Here is a 16982-nt window from a genome sequence, read left to right on the forward strand (position 1 = left end):
GCCCGGCGGGTTTCACGAAAACGAGGCTTCCATGACCCAGACCACCGCCCATGGCGTCGTGTCCTCCCGGGACACGGACGTTGAAGAACCCTATTCCAACCCCCATGTGGTCAATCCCATGGCGGAGGTGATCTCCAAGCGGCTGGCGACCCTGGCCAACGCGCCGATCGGCCGCCGTCAGGCCTTGCGGGGCCTGGGGGCTCTGACGGCCATCAGTGTTCTGCCGACGTTGGGGGCCGTGGGGGCGGCGGGCAAGGCGATGGCCGCGACCAATCCCTCGACCCTGAGCTTCAAGGAAATTCCCCACCTGATGGACCAGGACCATCATGTGGCCGAGGGCTACCATGCCGGGGTCCTGATCCGCTGGGGTGATCCGGTGCTGCCCGAGGCTCCGGCCTTCGATCCCACCCACCTGACGGCCGCCGCGCAGCTCAAGCAGTTCGGTTACAACAACGACTTCCTGGGTTACTTCCCGCTGGAGCGTGGCTCGAACAACTCCAGCCATGGCCTGCTGACCATCAACCACGAGTACGTGGACCGCAAGCTGATGTGGTCGGGTCAAGATCCCGAGGGCATCGACAGCCAGACCGAAGAGCAGATCAACGTCGAAATGGCCGCCCACGGCCACTCGGTGATCGAGGTCAAGCGCGACGGCGACCTGTGGTCGGTGGTGCCCAACAGCCGCTATGCCCGGCGTATTTCGACCCTGGAGACTGAGATTCGCGTCTCGGGACCAGCAGCCGGCCACGACCGCCTGAAGACCAGCGCCGACCCCACCGGGACCCGGGTCATCGGAACCTTGCAAAATTGCGCCGGCGGCGTGACCCCCTGGGGCACGGTTCTGATCGCTGAGGAAAACTTCGACCGCTATTTCAACGGCGCCACCTTGCCGCCCGCCGAAGAGCGCAATTACAAGCGCCTTGGCATCAACGGCAAGCCGGACTACGGCTGGTATCGCTTCCATCCGCGCTTTGACGTGGCCAAGGAGCCCAACGAGCCCAACCGCTTCGGCTGGATGGTCGAGTTCGATCCCTACGACCCGACCTCGGTGCCGGTCAAGCGCACCGCGCTGGGACGCTTCAAGCACGAAGGCGCCAACGTCATCATCAACCACGATGGCCGTCTGGCCGTGTATGCCGGTGACGATGAGCGCTTCGAGTTTGTCTACAAGTTCATCACCAAGAACAAGGTGGACCTCGCCAATCCGGCGGCCAACAAGGACCTGCTCGACGAGGGCACCCTCTATGTCGGCAAGTTCGCCGCCGATGGCACCTTGGCTTGGCTGCCTTTGGTGTTTGGTCAGGGTCCGCTGACCCCGGAGAACGATTTCCACAGCCAGGCCGATGTGGTGATCGAAGCCCGGCGCGCCGCCAGCTTGATGGGCGCCACCCCCATGGACCGCCCCGAAGACGTGGAGCCCAATCCCGTCACCGCCTCGATCTTTATGGCGCTCACCAACAACACCAAGCGCAAGGCCGAGCAGGTCGACGCCGCCAACCCCCGCGCCACCAACGAGCACGGCCACGTGCTGGAAATGGTGCCGCCGGGCGGCAAGGGGCGGGCCGCCAAGCATGAGGCTGACCTCTTTACCTGGAACATTTTCGTGCTGTGCGGCAATCCGGCCAAGCCCGAGGATGGGGCCCGCTACCATCCGGCCACCTCGGAACACGGCTGGCTGTCGTGCCCCGACAACGTGGCCTTCGACCCCCGGGGCCGCTTGTGGATTTCCACCGACGGCGCCACCAAGTTCGGCTACGCCGATGGTCTGTGGGCCGCCGATGTCGAAGGCGAGGGCCGGGCGCTGACCCGCCACTTCTACGCCACCCCGACCGGCGCCGAAATGTGCGGGCCGTTCCTGACGCCCGATGGCACCACCATGTTCTGCTGTGTCCAGCATCCCGGCGATGACAAGGACAGCACCTTTGACGCGCCGTCCACCCGCTGGCCGGACTTCAAGGAGGGCATGCCGCCCCGGCCGTCCGTTGTGTTCATCACCCGCAAGGGTGGCGGCGAGATCGGCGGCTAAAGGTCGCCCCTTTCTGGTCCGAGGGGTCTGGGGAGGCCGCTGCCTCCCCAGCCTTTTTTTTACCCGAACGCCGGCACGTCCCGGCGCAGATCGGGCCCCTCGTGCAAAGCGGTCACCGCCAGCGAGAGCACGACATCGTCAGCGTTGACCGCCAACGGCGGCTCAGACGTGAGGACGAAGCCATCGGCCGCCAACGTGGCCGCCAGCTTGGGCAAGGCCGGGCCCGGCAAATGCACCAGCAACACCGCGCGCACGTTGGAATACAAGGTGTGGCCCGCCAGCCAGCCGTCGCAGCGTTCCGCGCTGGCGGTGGCCCGGGCGATGGCAGTGTGAAAATCGGCGCGGACGCAGACTTCCATCGTGAGCATGGTTTTTTCCTTTCGCGTCCCTTCGCAGGCTTTGCTACACGGCAGGGGTGAGTGTTGCGGGTCTTTGCACACCCTCGACGAAGGGAGAGGGGAGTACTCTTTCTGGCATAGATTTAAGGGCTTTTGACGGCGGGTTTTACCTGGAACCCTTCCCAAGAGGGGAGTAGGTTTCTCCTCCCGAGGGCCGTCATCCCCCCTTGCCGACCCGTGTGAAGCGGTGTACGCAACATTAGAACCCGGCACGCGCCCCTCAAGAAATAAACAATCGCGCTTTCGACCCCTTGTGCGATAGGGTCCCATGTGTCATAGCCGGTGTGCGCTGCAAAACCGCACCCCGACACCCATTTGACAGACGCGCAGGACAGACAGGAGATTCCCCCCATGACCGACGGCAGGATGATCACGGTGGACGGCAACGAGGCATGTGCCTCGGTCGCCTATCGATTGAGCGAAGTCGCGGTGATTTATCCGATCACGCCGTCCTCCACCATGGGCGAACTGGCCGACGAGTGGTCCTCCAAGGGCAAGCCCAACCTGTGGGGCGACGTCCCCCAGGTCGTGGAAATGCAGTCCGAGGGCGGCGCTGCCGGCGCGTGCCACGGCGCCATTCAGGCGGGCTCGCTGGGCACGACCTTCACGGCGTCCCAGGGCCTGCTGCTGATGATCCCCAACATGTACAAGATCGCGGGCGAGCTGACGCCGTTTGCCATGCACGTGACGGCGCGCACCCTGGCGACCCATGCCCTGTCGATCTTTGGCGATCACTCGGACGTGATGGCCTGCCGCCAGACCGGCTTTGCCATGCTGGCCTCGGCCTCCGTGCAAGAAGCCCAGGACATGGCCTGCATCGCCCACGTGGCGACGCTCAAGAGCCGGGTGCCCTTCTTGCACTTCTTCGACGGCTTCCGCACCTCCCACGAGGTGTCCAAGATTCGCGCTCTGTCCGACGACGAGCTGCGCGCCATGATTGATGACACCTTGGTGGCCGCGCACCGCACCCGCGCCCTGACCCCGGATGCCCCGGTGGTGCGCGGCACGGCGCAAAATCCCGACACCTTCTTCCAGGCCCAGGAAGCGCGCAATCCCTGGTATATCGCCTGCTCCGACATCGTGCAGGAGACCATGGACCGCTTCGCAGCGGTGACGGGTCGGCGCTACGGCCTGTTCGACTACGCCGGCGCTCCCGATGCCGAGCGCGTGATCGTGGTCATGGGCTCGGGCGCCGAGACGGTCGAGGAAACCGCCCTGGCCCTGGCGGCGCAAGGCGAAAAGGTCGGCGTGATCAAGGTCCGCCTGTTCCGTCCGTTCTCGGTGGATGCCTTTGTCGCCGCCTTGCCGGTGACCACCCGGGCGATTGCCGTGCTGGACCGCACCAAGGAATGCGGCGCCCTGGGCGAGCCTTTGTACATGGACGTGGTCGGCGCCTTGCACCGTGCCGGCAGCCGGGGTCTGGTGACCGCCAAGGCGCCGGTGGTGATCGGTGGTCGCTTTGGCCTGTCGTCCAAGGAATTCACCCCGGCCATGGCCAAGGCGGTGTTCGACGAGTTGTCGCGCGAGACCCCGCGCCAGGAGTTCACGGTCGGCATCGTCGATGACGTGACCCATCTGTCGCTGGACTACGACAAGAGCTTCTCGATCGAAGCCGACGACGTCGAGGGCTCCTTGTTCTTCGGCCTGGGCTCGGATGGCACGGTCGGCGCCAACAAGAACTCGATCAAGATCATCTCCGAGGCCTCTGATCTCTACGGTCAGGGCTACTTTGTGTACGATTCCAAGAAGTCGGGCGGCACCACGGTGTCGCACCTGCGCTTTGGCCCGCGTCCGATCAAGGCGCCCTATCTGGTCGAGCGCGCCGGCTTCATTGCCTGCCACCACTTCGAGTTCCTGGAAAAGCTCGACGTTCTCGAGGCGGCGGCCGAGGGGGCGACCTTGCTGCTCAACTCGCCCTTCGGCAAGGACGAGGTCTGGGATCAGCTCCCGGCGGCCATCCAGCGCACCTTGATCGAGCGGCGCATGCGCCTGTTTGTCATCGACGCCAACAAGGTGGCGGCGTCGGTGGGCATGGGGCGGCGCATCAACACCATCATGCAGGCCTGCTTCTTTGCCCTGGCCGGCGTGTTGAAGCGCGATGCGGCGATCCAGGCCATCAAGGACGCCATCGCCAAGACCTATGCCCGCAAGAGCCAGAAGGTGGTCGAGGCCAACTTCGCCGCCGTGGACGCCGCCGTCTCCCACATGGAGGAAGTCACCCTGGGCACCGCCATCACCGGGGCCGAGCGGGGCGCCCTGGTGGCCGACGAGGCCCCGGACTTCGTCAAGCGCGTCACCGCCATGATGCTGGCCGGCAAGGGCGACTTGCTGCCGGTGAGCGCCTTCCCCGTGGATGGCACGTGGCCGACCGGCACCGCGCGCTGGGAAAAGCGCAACATTGCCCACGAAATCTGTGCCTGGGATCCCGCCCTGTGCGCCCAGTGTAACAAGTGCTTGATGGTCTGCCCGCATGGCGCCTTGCGGGCCAAGGTGGTGCCGGGCGACGTCGCCCTGCCCGAGAGCATGCAGTCGGCGCCCTATCGCGGCGGTGGCGAGCTGAAGGGCAGTTCCTATGTCTTCCAGATTTCGCCGGAAGATTGTACGGGTTGCACCTTGTGTGTCGAGGTTTGCCCCTCGGCCGACAAGAACGACCCGAGCAAGCGCGCCCTGACCATGCAGCCCAAGCAGGACGTGTTGGAGGAGGCCAAGGCCAACTGGGCGACCTTCCAGGATCTGCCCGAGGTCGATCGCGCCACCTTGAAGCCCAACGTGCGCGCCACCCAGTTCATGACGCCGTTGTTTGAATTCTCGGGCGCTTGCCTGGGCTGCGGTGAAACCCCGTACCTCAAGCTGCTGACCCAGATGTGGGGCGATCGCATGATGATCGCCAATGCCACCGGCTGCTCGTCGATCTACGGCGGCAACCTGCCGACCACGCCCTACACCACCGACGCCTTCGGCCGCGGGCCGAGCTGGTCGAACTCTTTGTTTGAGGACAACGCCGAGTTTGGTCTGGGCTTTCGCATCGCCCTTGATCAGCACCGTATCGAGGCGCGGCGTCTGCTGGAAATCCTGGCCCCGCGCTTGGACGGGCAGTTGGTCGAGGGCCTGCTCACCAACACCCACAAGAACGAGGAAGTCCTGGTCCGGGCCCAGCGCGAGCGCGTCGCTGCCTTGCGTCAGGCCTTGGCGACCCTCCAGGAGCCGGCCGCTCGCCTGCTGGAAACCCTGGCCGACTATCTGGTCGAGAAGGTCGTGTGGATCGTTGGTGGTGACGGCTGGGCCTACGACATCGGCTACGGCGGTCTCGACCACGTGTTGAGCTCGGGCCGCAACGTCAACATCTTGGTCATGGACACCGAGGTGTATTCCAACACCGGCGGCCAGCAGTCCAAGGCCACGCCGCTGGCGGCCTCGGCCAAGTTCGCGGTCTCGGGCAAGCCGCTGCCCAAGAAGGACCTGGGCCTGATCGCCATGGCCAACGGCCACGTCTATGTGGCGTCGGTCGCCTTTGGCGCCAACGACAACCAGACCATCCGCGCCGTCGCCGAGGCGGTGTCGTATGACGGGCCGTCGCTGATCATCGCCTATAGCCACTGTATCGCTCATGGCTATGACCTGTCGTGTGGCCTCAACCAGCAGCAGCTCGCGATCGATAGCGGATACTGGCCGCTGTATCGCTTCGACCCGCGCCGTCAGGCGGCGGGCCAGCCCGGGTTGACCCTGGACGCCAGCGAGCGCAAGCGCGGTCTGGCCGACTACATGGCCGGCGAAGGGCGCTTCCGCGTGACCCGCGAGGCCTTCCCCGATGCCTATGCTACCATGATGGCGGCGGCGGAACGGGAGATCGACCATCGCTGGGCCCTTCTGCGCCACTTGGCCGGTCTTGAGGCCGCGACCAGCAACGCGGCTGACAAGGCGGCTGAGTAAGAAAACAAGGCTGGGGAGGCACGGCCTCCCCAGACCCCGCGATAACGCTATGAGGGGTCTGGGGAGGCGAGCCTCCCCAGCCTTTCTTTTTTCCCTACGCGGCACTCACACAATTTCGCCCGGCTTTTTTGGCGGCATACAAGGCCTGATCCGCACAATCGGTCAGAGCCGTCCCCTCCGGCTCATAGGCGGCAACCCCCAGACTGACACTCAACACCGGCGCCACGTCGGAGAAGGCGTGGGGGAGGCCCAGGTCGATGACGCTGGCGCGGATGCGCTCGGCCAGTAAGGTCGCCGTGTCGGCGCTCAGGCCGGGCAACAGCACGGCAAACTCCTCGCCCCCGAGGCGCGCCGCCATCTCGCCGGCCCGCCGCGAATACCGGGCCAAGACCCCGGCCACGGCGCGCAAGGCCTCGTCGCCCTTGGGGTGGCCGTAGTGGTCGTTGTAGCGTTTGAAATAATCCACATCGAGCATGAGCAAGGACAAGGGCGTGGCGTTGCGTCGGGCGCGGCGGATTTCCTGGTCCAGGGCATCGTCGAAGGCGCGGCGGTTGGCCAAGCGGGTGAGGGGGTCCTGGATGGCGAGGCGGTGCAAATCGTCGGTGCGTTGCTTGAGCAGCAGATGGGTGCGCACCCGGGCGCGCACGATGGCGGGGTTGAGGGGTTTGTGAATGAAATCAACAGCCCCCAGGCGCAAGGCCAGGGTTTCGATCTCGGGGGCGTTATGGGCGGTGACAAACAGGATCGGCAGGTCGGCATAAAGCGGGTTGGTCTTGAGGATCTCGCAGACCTCGAAGCCGTTGGGGCTCGGGATCTCGGCATCCAGCAAGATCAGATCGGGGAGATGGCTTGCGACCTCGGCGAGCGCTTCGGCGCCGGTGCGGGCGCGCGCCAGGGTGCCGAAGTGGGCGACCAAGGAGGCAAGCAGGTCGAGGGAAGCTTCGTCGTCGTCCACGAGGAGGAGGCGAAATGGTTTGGCATCGGTCATGGGGCCTCTCCTGACGGCGGAACATCGGGGGCAAGGACGTCCGCCAGGGCGGCTTCCAGGGCCTGGAGGGCGTCGGCCAGTTCCGCAAGACGGCCCCCGCGCACAATTCTTTCAGCGGTTTCGGCCAACTGGGCGAGGGCGGACAGCCCCACCTGACTGGCGGCGCCGCGCAGGGCATGCAGGTGGCGCGCCGCCTCCTCCCCGCGGCCGCGAGAGAGCAAAGACCGGAGCGTCTCGGCTTCCGAGCGATACTCCTGGTTAAAACGCGCCCAGATCTCTTCAAACAGGTCCTCGTCGCCATCAAGGCGGGCCAGAGCCTCGGCACGGGCGCTGGCCTTGGCCTTGGCCGAGGGCGATATGTCGGACGAGGTGTCGGCATGGCGACGCACGATCGCCACCATCTGGTCGATGTCGAAGGGTTTGGCGATAAAATCATCCATGCCGGCGGCAAAGGCCCGGTCGCGCTCGACCTCCAACGCCCCCGCCGTCAGGGCGATGATCGGCAATCGCCCTAGTTTCAGCGTGTGACGGATCCGGCGGGTGGCTTCGTAGCCATCCATAACCGGCATCTGGGCATCCATGAGCACCACGTCAAACGCCGTGGGTTCGGCTTGCAAGGCATCCAGGGCCTCGGCACCGTTGGTGACCTGGGTGACGCGCGCGCCCTCGAGGTCGAGAATCCGCCGCGCGACGTCCTGATTGACCGGGTTATCCTCAACGATCAGGACCCGGACCCCCGCCAGCGTGCGAGACGGGGCCGATTGCGGAGCGTCGGGGACAGGCGGCGAGGGCAGGGGGGCGTCGTGGCCTTGGGTGGGCAGGGTAAACCAGAACACGCTGCCCCGGTTGGGTTCGCTCTCGGCCCCGATGTTGCCCTCCATCAGGTGAACAAGGCGCTTGCAAATCGCAAGGCCAAGGCCTGATCCGCCAAAGCGACGCGTGGTGGAGCCATCCGCTTGGGTGAAGGCCTCGAACAAGGAAGGAAGCGCCGCGGGCTCGATGCCCACGCCGGTATCGTGCACCTCAAAGCGCAAGGTCTGGGGCCGGGTGTCCCAGGAGATGCGCAGGCGGACCGACCCTTGGGGGGTGAACTTGACCGCATTACCCAGGAGGTTGATCAACACCTGCTGCACCCGGGTGCGGTCTCCCGTGATGACCTCGGGAATGTCGAGGGCCATGTCGAGGGAGACCAGGATCTTTCGGGCGCTGGCTGGCACCGACACAATGGTGAACACCGTGTTGATCAGGTCGGCCAGGCGGAAGGGGTGAGGATCAAGGAGCAACAAGCCCGCCTCCACCCGGGAAAAATCGAGGATGTCGTTGAGAATGGCGAGCAAGCCCTGGCCGGCGACCTGGGTTTTGCCGAGAAGTTCGCGTTGTTGCGGGGTTAAGGGGGTTTGCGCCAAAACATGGCCCAGGCCGAGGATGGCGTTGAGGGGGGTGCGGATCTCGTGGCTCATGTTGGCCAGGAACTCGGTCTTGGCCCGGTTGGCCGCCTCGGCCGCTTGCTTGGAGAGCATCAGCTGGCCTTCGGCCTGCTTGCGGGCCCCAATGTCCTGGGCCACCCCCAGATAGCCGGTAATGCCGTCGTCGGAGCGAATGGTGGTGACCACCACCGACACCTGGAGTCGGCTACCGTCCTTGCGGGCGTAGGTCCATTCCTGGGTCTCGGCGCCGTCGCGTTCGGCAATAACGACAAAGGTTCGGAAACCCGTGACCGGTCCGCCCGTGCGCAGGCTCAGGGCCTGGGCACGGGCGGCCATCTCGTGGGGTAAATGGAAAATCTCGGGGGTTTCGCGGCCGACCACCTCCTGGGCGGTGTAGCCCAGCATGCGTTCGGCCCCCGTGTTGAACATGGTGATGAGCCCGGTGGGGTCGGTGGCGATGATGGCGAACTCGGTCGCCGAGGCCAGGACCCCACTGAGCAGGCGGTTGACCCGATCGCGCTCGGCTTCCGCCGCCTTGCGATCGGAGATGTCAATGCGCAGGACCAAGGTTCGTTCGAGTCCGCCATCCTCGGCAAGGAAGGGCACGATCAGGCTGTCCATCCAGTGCAAGGACCCCTCCCGGTGCCGGTGGCAGATCTCGCCGCGCCAACTCCGGCCCAGCAGCAGGGAGTCGCTCACCGTTTTCCAGAACCCCTGCGAATGGATCTCGTCTTCAAGCACCCGCTGGCTTTGGCCCAGAAGCTCCTCGCGGCGGTACCCCAGGGTGCGACACAGGTTCGCGTTGACATCCAGCAAAATGCCCTTGGGGTCGGCCACGGAGCACAAAAGCTGTTCGTTGATGATCCCCAGCAGGTTCTCGTTTTCGCGCACGGCGGCGGCGAGGCGCTGGCGTCCTTCGACCAGTTCGGTCACATCGTGGGCGATGACGTAAAATCCCCGCGTGATTCCGTCGATAATCTCGGGGACATAATGGACGAGGGTATGGCAGACCCCTTGCTTATCGGGGCGCGGGATCATGCGTTCAAAGGTTTGGGGCTGGCCGCTTAACGCCGCCTCCACCATGGGGCGGCTCTGATCGTAGAAGGCATCCCCGAGCAAGGTCCGCAGCGGGATCCCCTGGAGGCGCTCGGGTTCGGCGCCAAACCAGTGGGCATAGGCCTTGTTGGCAAAGCGGCAGGTCAGGTCCCGGTCCCAATAGCCGATCAGGGAGGGCACGGCATCGAGAACGGTTTGCAAGATCCGCCGGGCCGCCTCCAGTTCGGCCGTGCGCGCTGCGACTTGCTGTTCCAAGTGGGCATTGAAGCTGGTCAGGCGGCGCTCGGCGGCTTTTTGGCTGCCGATGTCACGCAGGTGCAAGGCCAAGCCCAGTCTTTGATTTTTGTCGTCATGCAGGGGGCTCGCGGTCAGGGCAACCTCGACCAGCGAGCCGTCTTGGCGCCGGCGCACGGTTTCAAAGGCTGTGATCCCCTCCTCCCCCTGGGCGGCGCGGGCCAGCAGGCGGGCGTCTTCCAGATGACGCTCGGGTGGAACCAGCAGATCGGCCACGGTCTGGCCGATGGCCTCGGCCTCGGTAAAGCCAAACAGGCGCTCGGCTCCCCGGTTCCAACTGAGTATCCGCCCTTCAAGCGACTGGCTCACGATGGCATCGCCCGAGGTCTCGACAATGGTGGCCAAGCGGCTCTGGGTGTTGCGGATCTGGACGGCTCTCTCCCGGGCGCTGGCCCAGGCGCCAGCCAGCGCCGCCGCGCCCAGGCTGGCGATTCCCCCCAGCAGCCAGACCAGCAGGGGGCTGGTCTGGTTGAGGGTGGCGGCAAAAGCGGGGCGTGCCGTGAGGTCCAGGCGCCAGCGCCGCCCGAAAATCTCCTGGTCCAGGCGGGCCCTCGGGGCAGACAGGGCCGGCAGGGTTCCAGGGGCGCTGGTATAAAACACCTCCTGGATCCCAGGCTCGGTGATATCGCTCAGGGTGAGGAGGAAGAGGTCGCGGTCAAAGAGCAAGAGGTTCAAGACCTCGCTAACGTTCAGGGGCGCATAGGTCCACCCGAAGGCCTCGGCCCAGCGCTCGGCGACCGTGGCCGGGGGTTGGCCCGAGCGATACACCGGTAACAGGATCAACATGGATTGCAGGCGGGCGCCGGTGGTTTGTACCAAGGTGATGGGCCCGCTCATTCGGGCCTCCCCGGTGTCGATGGCTGCCTGCGCCGCCTCGCGCCGATTGGCCTCCGAGGCGATGTCAAGGCCAATCGCTTGAGCGTTGCGCTCCACCGGCTCGATGTATTGGATCACGTAAGACTCACCCGGGTGCGTGGCAAAGCGATGCACGCTAAAGTTGGGATGACCATCGGCCCGGGCTTGGGCGAGGAAGCTCTCCTCTTGGTCGGCTGGGACCCGGCGAATGAAGCCAAAGCCGCGCGCTCCGGGGAACTCGCGGTCGATGTCGCGCGACAGGCTATAGCGCCGAAAGCCGGCGCGGGTCAGTCCCGTTTCTCCCGTGGTCAGGACCATCCCTCGGGCGCCGCGCAGGCCGTATTGGTAGAGGGTCAGGCGTTCGACAATATCATGGTTGAGCCGTTCAGCGGCCGCAGTGACCGCTTCTTGCGCCCGTGTTTCGTTGCCACGGGCCAAGTCCAAAGCGGCGACGCCGGTCAAGCTGCCGCCCACAAGCAAGGTTACAATGACCCAGCGGATCGACACGCTGGAAGAGACAGTGATGCCCATCGCCCGCCGTGTCCGTCCAGAAGATACCTCCCGAAGATACCTCCAAAAGATGGCATAGGCGACCCCTTAGCGAAAGGGGAGGGCGTGCGAATCAGAGGGGAAATTTGCGCGGGGATCCCTGGAGGGCTGATACCATCGGGGCCCCTTACGAAAAGAAGGCTGGGGAGGCGCGGCCTCCCCAGGCCCCTTGGTCTCTTGGAGGATTAGTAGCGGTAGGCGTCGGCCTTGAAGGGGCCGGCGACGTCCACGCCGATGTAGGAAGCCTGACGCTCGGACAGTACCGACAAGGTGACGCCCAGCTTGGCCAGATGCAGCGCCGCCACCTTTTCATCGAGGTGCTTGGGCAGGGTGTAGACCTTGTTCTCGTACTTGCCGTCCGCGTTGTTGGCGAACAGCTCGATCTGGGCCAGGGTCTGGTTGGTGAAAGAGGCGCTCATCACGAACGAGGGGTGGCCGGTGGCGCAGCCCAGGTTCACCAAGCGGCCTTCAGCCAGCAAGATGATGCGGTGGCCGTCGGGGAAGATGACCTCGTCCACCTGCGGCTTGATGTTGTTCCAGGTCAGGTTCTTGAGGGCCGCGATCTGAATCTCGTTGTCAAAGTGGCCGATGTTGCAGACGATCGCCCGGTCCTTCATGGCGCGCATGTGGTCGAGGGTGATGACATCGACGTTGCCGGTGGCGGTCACGAAGATGTCGCCGCGCGGGGCGGCCTGTTCCATCGTGACGACCTCATAGCCTTCCATCGCCGCTTGCAAGGCGCAGATCGGGTCGATTTCGGTGACCAGCACCCGGCACCCGGCGTTGCGCAGCGAATCGGCCGAGCCCTTGCCCACGTCGCCAAAGCCAGCGACCACGGCCACCTTGCCGGCCATCATCACGTCGGTGGCGCGGCGGATGCCGTCCACCAGCGATTCCCGGCAGCCATACTTGTTGTCGAACTTCGACTTGGTGACCGAGTCATTCACGTTGATGGCGGGGAAGGGCAGGGTGCCGGCCCGTTCCATTTCGTAGAGGCGATGCACGCCCGTGGTCGTCTCTTCCGTCACGCCCTGGATGTTGGCCAGGACCTTGGAGTACCAGCCGGGCTGTTCGGCCAGACGCGCCTTGATGGCGGCAAACAGGCATTCGGCTTCTTCGCTGTCCGGGTTGGCCAGCAAGGACGGATCCTTTTCGGCGCGCGCGCCCAGGTGGATCAGCAGCGTAGCGTCGCCGCCGTCGTCCAAGATCATGTTGGGCGTGCCGCCATCGGCCCACTCAAAGATCTTGTGGGTGTAGTCCCAGTACTCGGTCAGGGTTTCGCCCTTGCGCGCGAACACCGGGGTGCCGGCGGCGGCAATGGCGGCGGCCGCGTGGTCCTGGGTCGAGTAAATGTTGCAAGAGGCCCAGCGCACGTCGGCGCCCAGGGCCTTCAGGGTCTCGATCAGCACCGCCGTTTGAATGGTCATGTGCAAGGACCCGGCAATACGCGCGCCCTTGAGCGGCTGCTGCGCCCCATACTCGGCGCGGGTCGCCATCAGACCCGGCATTTCGCTTTCCGCGATCTCGATTTCCTTGCGGCCCCACGCCGCCAGGGACGGGTCGGCAATCCTGCTTTCGGTGATGCTCATCAGTCGCTCCGCTTGCTGGCTGACACCCGGGTCGAGCCGGGACGTCTGATGTCTATATAAAGATATCTTTATATCGTTATCAAGGGGAATCGAGGAAAAGGAAGGCTGGGGAGGCGGGGGCCTCCCCAGACCCCTCCGATCCTGGGGGGGCTCATGCGCAGGGCCACCATCAATGTGGGGTCTGGGGAGGCAGCCTTCCTTATGACTTCCCCCGTCGGCGCTCGGCCAAGGTGTCGGCAATCGCGCTGATCGCCTGGGGATCGTTGAGCGCCATCATGGTGGCCGTGCGCTCGCGGGCATCGGCCAGAGCCAAGCGGCGAAGGGTGTGCTTGACCCGGGGAATGTTGTTGGCCGACATCGACAACGACATGACCCCGAGACCCAGCAAAACCCCGGCCAAGCGCGGGTCGCCGGCCATTTCGCCACACACCGAGACCGGGATGTTGGCGCGGCCCGCCGCCAGCACCGTAAACTGGATCAGGCGCAGGACCGCCGGATGCAGGGGGTTGTAAAGGTGCCCGACCGAGGGGTCGGAGCGGTCGATGGCCAGGGTGTACTGGATCAGATCATTGGTGCCGATGGCGAAAAAGTCGCAGGCCCGGGCCAGGGTGTCGGCGCACAAGGCGGCGCCGGGCACCTCGATCATGATGCCCAGCGGCGGTAGGGGATCGGCCAGCGGCACGCCGCGCGCTCGCAGATCGGCCACGACCTGATCGTGGACCTGCCGAACCTGCACCAGTTCCTCGATCGAGCCGACCATGGGCAGCAAAATGCGTACCGGGCCATGGATGCCGGCGCGTAGGATGGCGGCCAGTTGGGTGCGCAGCAGATCGAGCCGGCTCAAGGACAGGCGGATGGCCCGCAGGCCCAGGGCGGGGTTGGGGGAGTCGTCGAGGCCCAGCGACACCGCGAGCTTGTCGCCCCCCACATCCAAAGTGCGAATGGTCACGGGCAGGCCGCCCATGCGCTCGATGAAGGTGCGCAGGAAGGCCACCTGCTCGTCCTCGCCCGGGAGGTCCGGGCGATTCATGAACATGAACTCGGTGCGTAACAGGCCAATGCCCTCGGCGCCGCCTTGGTGCACGGCGTCGAGTTCGCCGGCCAGTTCGACATTGGCCATCAAGGTGATGCGCGTCCCGTCGCGGGTTTCGGCCGGCAGGTCGCGCAGGCGCCCGAGCAGGCGCCGGGTGCGCAGGAACTCAGCGCGCCGGCCTCGGAACTCGGCCTGGGTCGCTTCGTCAGGATCAATGACAACAAGTCCCGCCTCGCCGTCCAGGCACACCGTGTCGCCGGGGCGGACATGGCGCAGGACATCGGCCACCGCCACCACCGCCGGCAGGCCGAGCGAGCGAGCCATGATGGCGGTGTGGCTGTCCGAGCCGCCGCTGCCTAGGATCAGGCCCGCCACCTCACGCGGGTTGAGCAAGGCGGTATCAGCCGGGCTCAGGTCGTGGGCCACCAGAACCGTGTTGCGGGTCAGGGGGGCCAGTGCCCGGCTGGACGTGCCGGTGAGGACGCGGATCAGGCGCCAGCCGATATCGCGGATGTCCTCGGCCCGCGCCGCCAGATAGGCGTCGGCCATGGCGGCGAAGGTCTCGGCCATGGCGTCCATTTCGTGGCGCACGGCGGCCTCGGCGTTCACGCGCTCGCGGCCGATACGCTCCAGGACTCCTTTGATCAGGCGCGAGCCCTTGAGCATCTGCTGGTAGGCGTCGAGCAGATGGTCGAGTTCCTCGCCGGTGGCGCCCGGCAGGTGGCGGGCCTTGCGGCGCAAGGTGGCGATCTGCGACGAGCCGTGCTCGGCGGCCTCGATCACCCGCTGGCGCTCGGTCTCGACGCGGCTCGCGGGGATGCGATATTCGGGAACCGCGACCGCCCCCGCCTCATGAACATGAACCCGTCCCACGCCCACGCCCGGGCCTACGCCCAGGCCTTGCAGCCGAATGCAGCGCGGGGTGGCGTCAGCGTCGGTGTCAGTCGCCTTCATGGAAACGGTCCGCGACCAGGGCACACAGGGCCTCCAGCGCGCGGTCGGCGTCGGGGCCGTTGGCTTCCAGGGCGATGGTGGTGCCCGGGCCGGCCGCTAGCATCATCAGGCCCATGATCGACCGGCCCGAGACCGACTGACCCCGGTTTGAGACCGTGATCTCGGCCGAGAACTGTTCGACCGTCTTGACAAACTTAGCCGCCGCGCGGGCGTGCAAGCCCCGGCGATTGATAATCTCGGCCTCGACACGAACGCTGTCAGGGGAGGCCAGAACCGTGTCGGTCCCGCAAGAGAGGGTGCTCATGAGTGGACAAGGGCTCCAAGGGAGAAAACCCGTCAGGGGTTTTGCGCCAACAGGCGCGAGGCCACGTTGATGTATTTACGGCCGGCTTCCTGGGCGCTGGAGGTCGCGTCCTCCAGGGGCAAGGTGTCGCGCACCGTGACAAGGCGGATCAGCATGGGCAGGTTGACGCCGGCGATCACCTCGATCCGGGCGCGCTCCATGACCGAAATCGCAAGGTTGGAGGGGGTGCCGCCGAACATGTCGGTGAGCAAGATCACCCCTTTACCGCTTTCTACCTCGCGAATGCACGCCATGATGTCCTGGCGGCGTTGTTCCATATCGTCTTCCGGGCCAATGCAGACCGCTTTCACCCGGTCTTGTTTGCCCATGACGTGTTCGGTCGCGGCGATCAACTCTTCCGCCAGACGTCCGTGGGTGACAAGTACCATGCCGATCATGTGATCGTTCCCCAACCCCTGAGCCTGTGTCCAGAGGGTGCCGGATCTTGGCACACCGGTTCCCTGGATCTTTCCGAACGGTCGTCGCCCCGTCTTTTGCCTGTAAGCGGKGGCCTCCCGACCTCCGCGTTATTTCTTACCAAATCGCCCGAGGGGTCTGGGGAGGCCTGCCTCCCCAGCCTTCCTCCTCCACCATCGTGCCAAGCGCCCCTCCTGTGATTGTCCCGAGCCCTGAGTGCCCAGGATCCTCTAGCGTCCGAGATCGCGATGACTAAGGCGCGTGCGAACGCCAGCCTCGGTCAACCATGCCGCCAAACGCTCGGCCGTGTAAACCGACCTATGATGTCCACCAGTACAGCCAATGGCAAGGGTCAGGGAGCTTTTGCCCTCGCGTTGGTAGCGCGGCACTAAAAGGTTGAAAAGGGACGTGGTTCTTGCAAAAAACTCGTGCCAATCCGGGTCGCGCTCAATAAACGCCCCCACTCCTGGATCCCGGCCCGTCAGAGGCCGCAAGGTGGAATCGTAATGCGGGTTATCAAGAAAACGGACATCCAAAACGAGATCGGCCTCGCGCGGGACTCCATGGCGAAAGCCAAACGAGGTCACGATCACGATCATGTCGGAGCGGGCATCAAGGGCAAAGTCGTTCTCAAGAAGGGCCTTGAGCCGCCCAGGCGGCGTGTCGGTGGTGTCGAGGGTGCGAAAGGCCCGCGGCCGCAGGGGGGCCACAAGCTGGCGTTCCAGGGCGATGCCATCGGGCAGGGGGCGGTCGAGCGCCAGCGGATGACGGCGGCGCGTTTCGGCGTAGCGATGCACCAAGATCTCGTCGTCGCAATCGACGAAAATCAAGCGCACTTCCAAGCTGGTATCGGCCTCCAGTCGGTCCAGGGCCTGAACCACCGTGGCCACATCAAAGCCCTGGGTACGGCAGTCCAGGCCCAGGGCCAGGGCTCCCGGTGCCGGGGGATCCAGCAAAGGGTCGAGCAGGCGCAGCGGAAGATTGTCGATGGCCTCGTACCCCATGTCTTCCAGGGCCCGCAGCACGGTCGAGCGCCCCGCCCCGGACAGTCCGGTAACGACCACCACCCGGCGGCGGGTTTGGAGGGGATCGGGTTGAGACGAACGAGGGGGCATCGCGGCGA

10 protein-coding genes are annotated in these 16982 nt (G+C 65.5%); 2 read left to right on the forward strand and 8 right to left on the reverse strand.

The features are described from left to right. Window positions 1–31: 31 nt before the first annotated feature. Window positions 32–2026, forward strand: a complete 1995-nt coding sequence (locus RSPPHO_RS14620) for a PhoX family protein (protein WP_157879263.1) — start codon at window positions 32–34, stop codon at window positions 2024–2026. Window positions 2027–2085: 59 nt separating this feature from the next. Here the strand turns inward: RSPPHO_RS14620 and RSPPHO_RS14625 are convergent, their stop codons facing one another. Further along, entirely contained in the window at window positions 2086–2394 is a 309-nt protein-coding gene (locus tag RSPPHO_RS14625) for a hypothetical protein (protein WP_041795707.1), read from the reverse strand. Between the two features lie 381 nt (window positions 2395–2775). On the opposite strand from RSPPHO_RS14625, the gene nifJ reads away from it, so the two are divergent. Then, the gene (gene nifJ, locus RSPPHO_RS14630; protein WP_173391153.1) at window positions 2776–6354 is read left to right on the forward strand and encodes a pyruvate:ferredoxin (flavodoxin) oxidoreductase; all 3579 of its coding nucleotides are present in this window, start codon (window positions 2776–2778) and stop codon (window positions 6352–6354) included. Between the two features lie 94 nt (window positions 6355–6448). Here nifJ and RSPPHO_RS14635 read toward each other — a convergent pair whose 3' ends face one another. From RSPPHO_RS14635 to rapZ, 7 genes are all read right to left on the reverse strand, one after another. Continuing rightward, window positions 6449–7342, reverse strand: coding sequence for a GGDEF domain-containing response regulator (locus tag RSPPHO_RS14635; protein ID WP_014415993.1), 894 nt, complete (start codon window positions 7340–7342; stop codon window positions 6449–6451). After that, window positions 7339–11505 carry a PAS domain S-box protein gene (locus tag RSPPHO_RS14640; protein WP_014415994.1) on the reverse strand — a complete coding sequence of 1389 codons (4167 nt, stop codon included), beginning with the start codon at window positions 11503–11505 and terminating at the stop codon, window positions 7339–7341. The genes RSPPHO_RS14635 and RSPPHO_RS14640 overlap by 4 nt, the downstream gene beginning before the upstream one ends. 203 nt (window positions 11506–11708) lie before the next feature. Further along, window positions 11709–13112 (reverse strand): adenosylhomocysteinase, encoded by a 1404-nt coding sequence (ahcY, locus tag RSPPHO_RS14645; protein WP_041795709.1) that lies wholly within the window; start codon window positions 13110–13112, stop codon window positions 11709–11711. A 199-nt stretch (window positions 13113–13311) separates the two neighbouring features. Then, the gene (gene ptsP / locus RSPPHO_RS14650; protein ID WP_041795711.1) at window positions 13312–15099 is read right to left on the reverse strand and encodes a phosphoenolpyruvate--protein phosphotransferase; all 1788 of its coding nucleotides are present in this window, start codon (window positions 15097–15099) and stop codon (window positions 13312–13314) included. Then, entirely contained in the window at window positions 15086–15403 is a 318-nt protein-coding gene (locus tag RSPPHO_RS14655; protein WP_014415997.1) for an HPr family phosphocarrier protein, read from the reverse strand. Before RSPPHO_RS14655 ends, ptsP begins: the two co-directional genes overlap by 14 nt. 32 nt (window positions 15404–15435) lie before the next feature. Further along, on the reverse strand, window positions 15436–15840 hold the full coding sequence (locus RSPPHO_RS14660; protein ID WP_041795714.1) for a PTS sugar transporter subunit IIA: 405 nt from the start codon (window positions 15838–15840) through the stop codon (window positions 15436–15438). Between the two features lie 249 nt (window positions 15841–16089). Beyond that, window positions 16090–16974, reverse strand: coding sequence for an RNase adapter RapZ (gene rapZ / locus RSPPHO_RS14665; RefSeq protein WP_014415999.1), 885 nt, complete (start codon window positions 16972–16974; stop codon window positions 16090–16092). Window positions 16975–16982: the final 8 nt, after the last annotated feature.

It is taken from the genome of Pararhodospirillum photometricum DSM 122, assembly GCF_000284415.1.
Lineage (GTDB): Bacteria > Pseudomonadota > Alphaproteobacteria > Rhodospirillales > Rhodospirillaceae > Pararhodospirillum > Pararhodospirillum photometricum.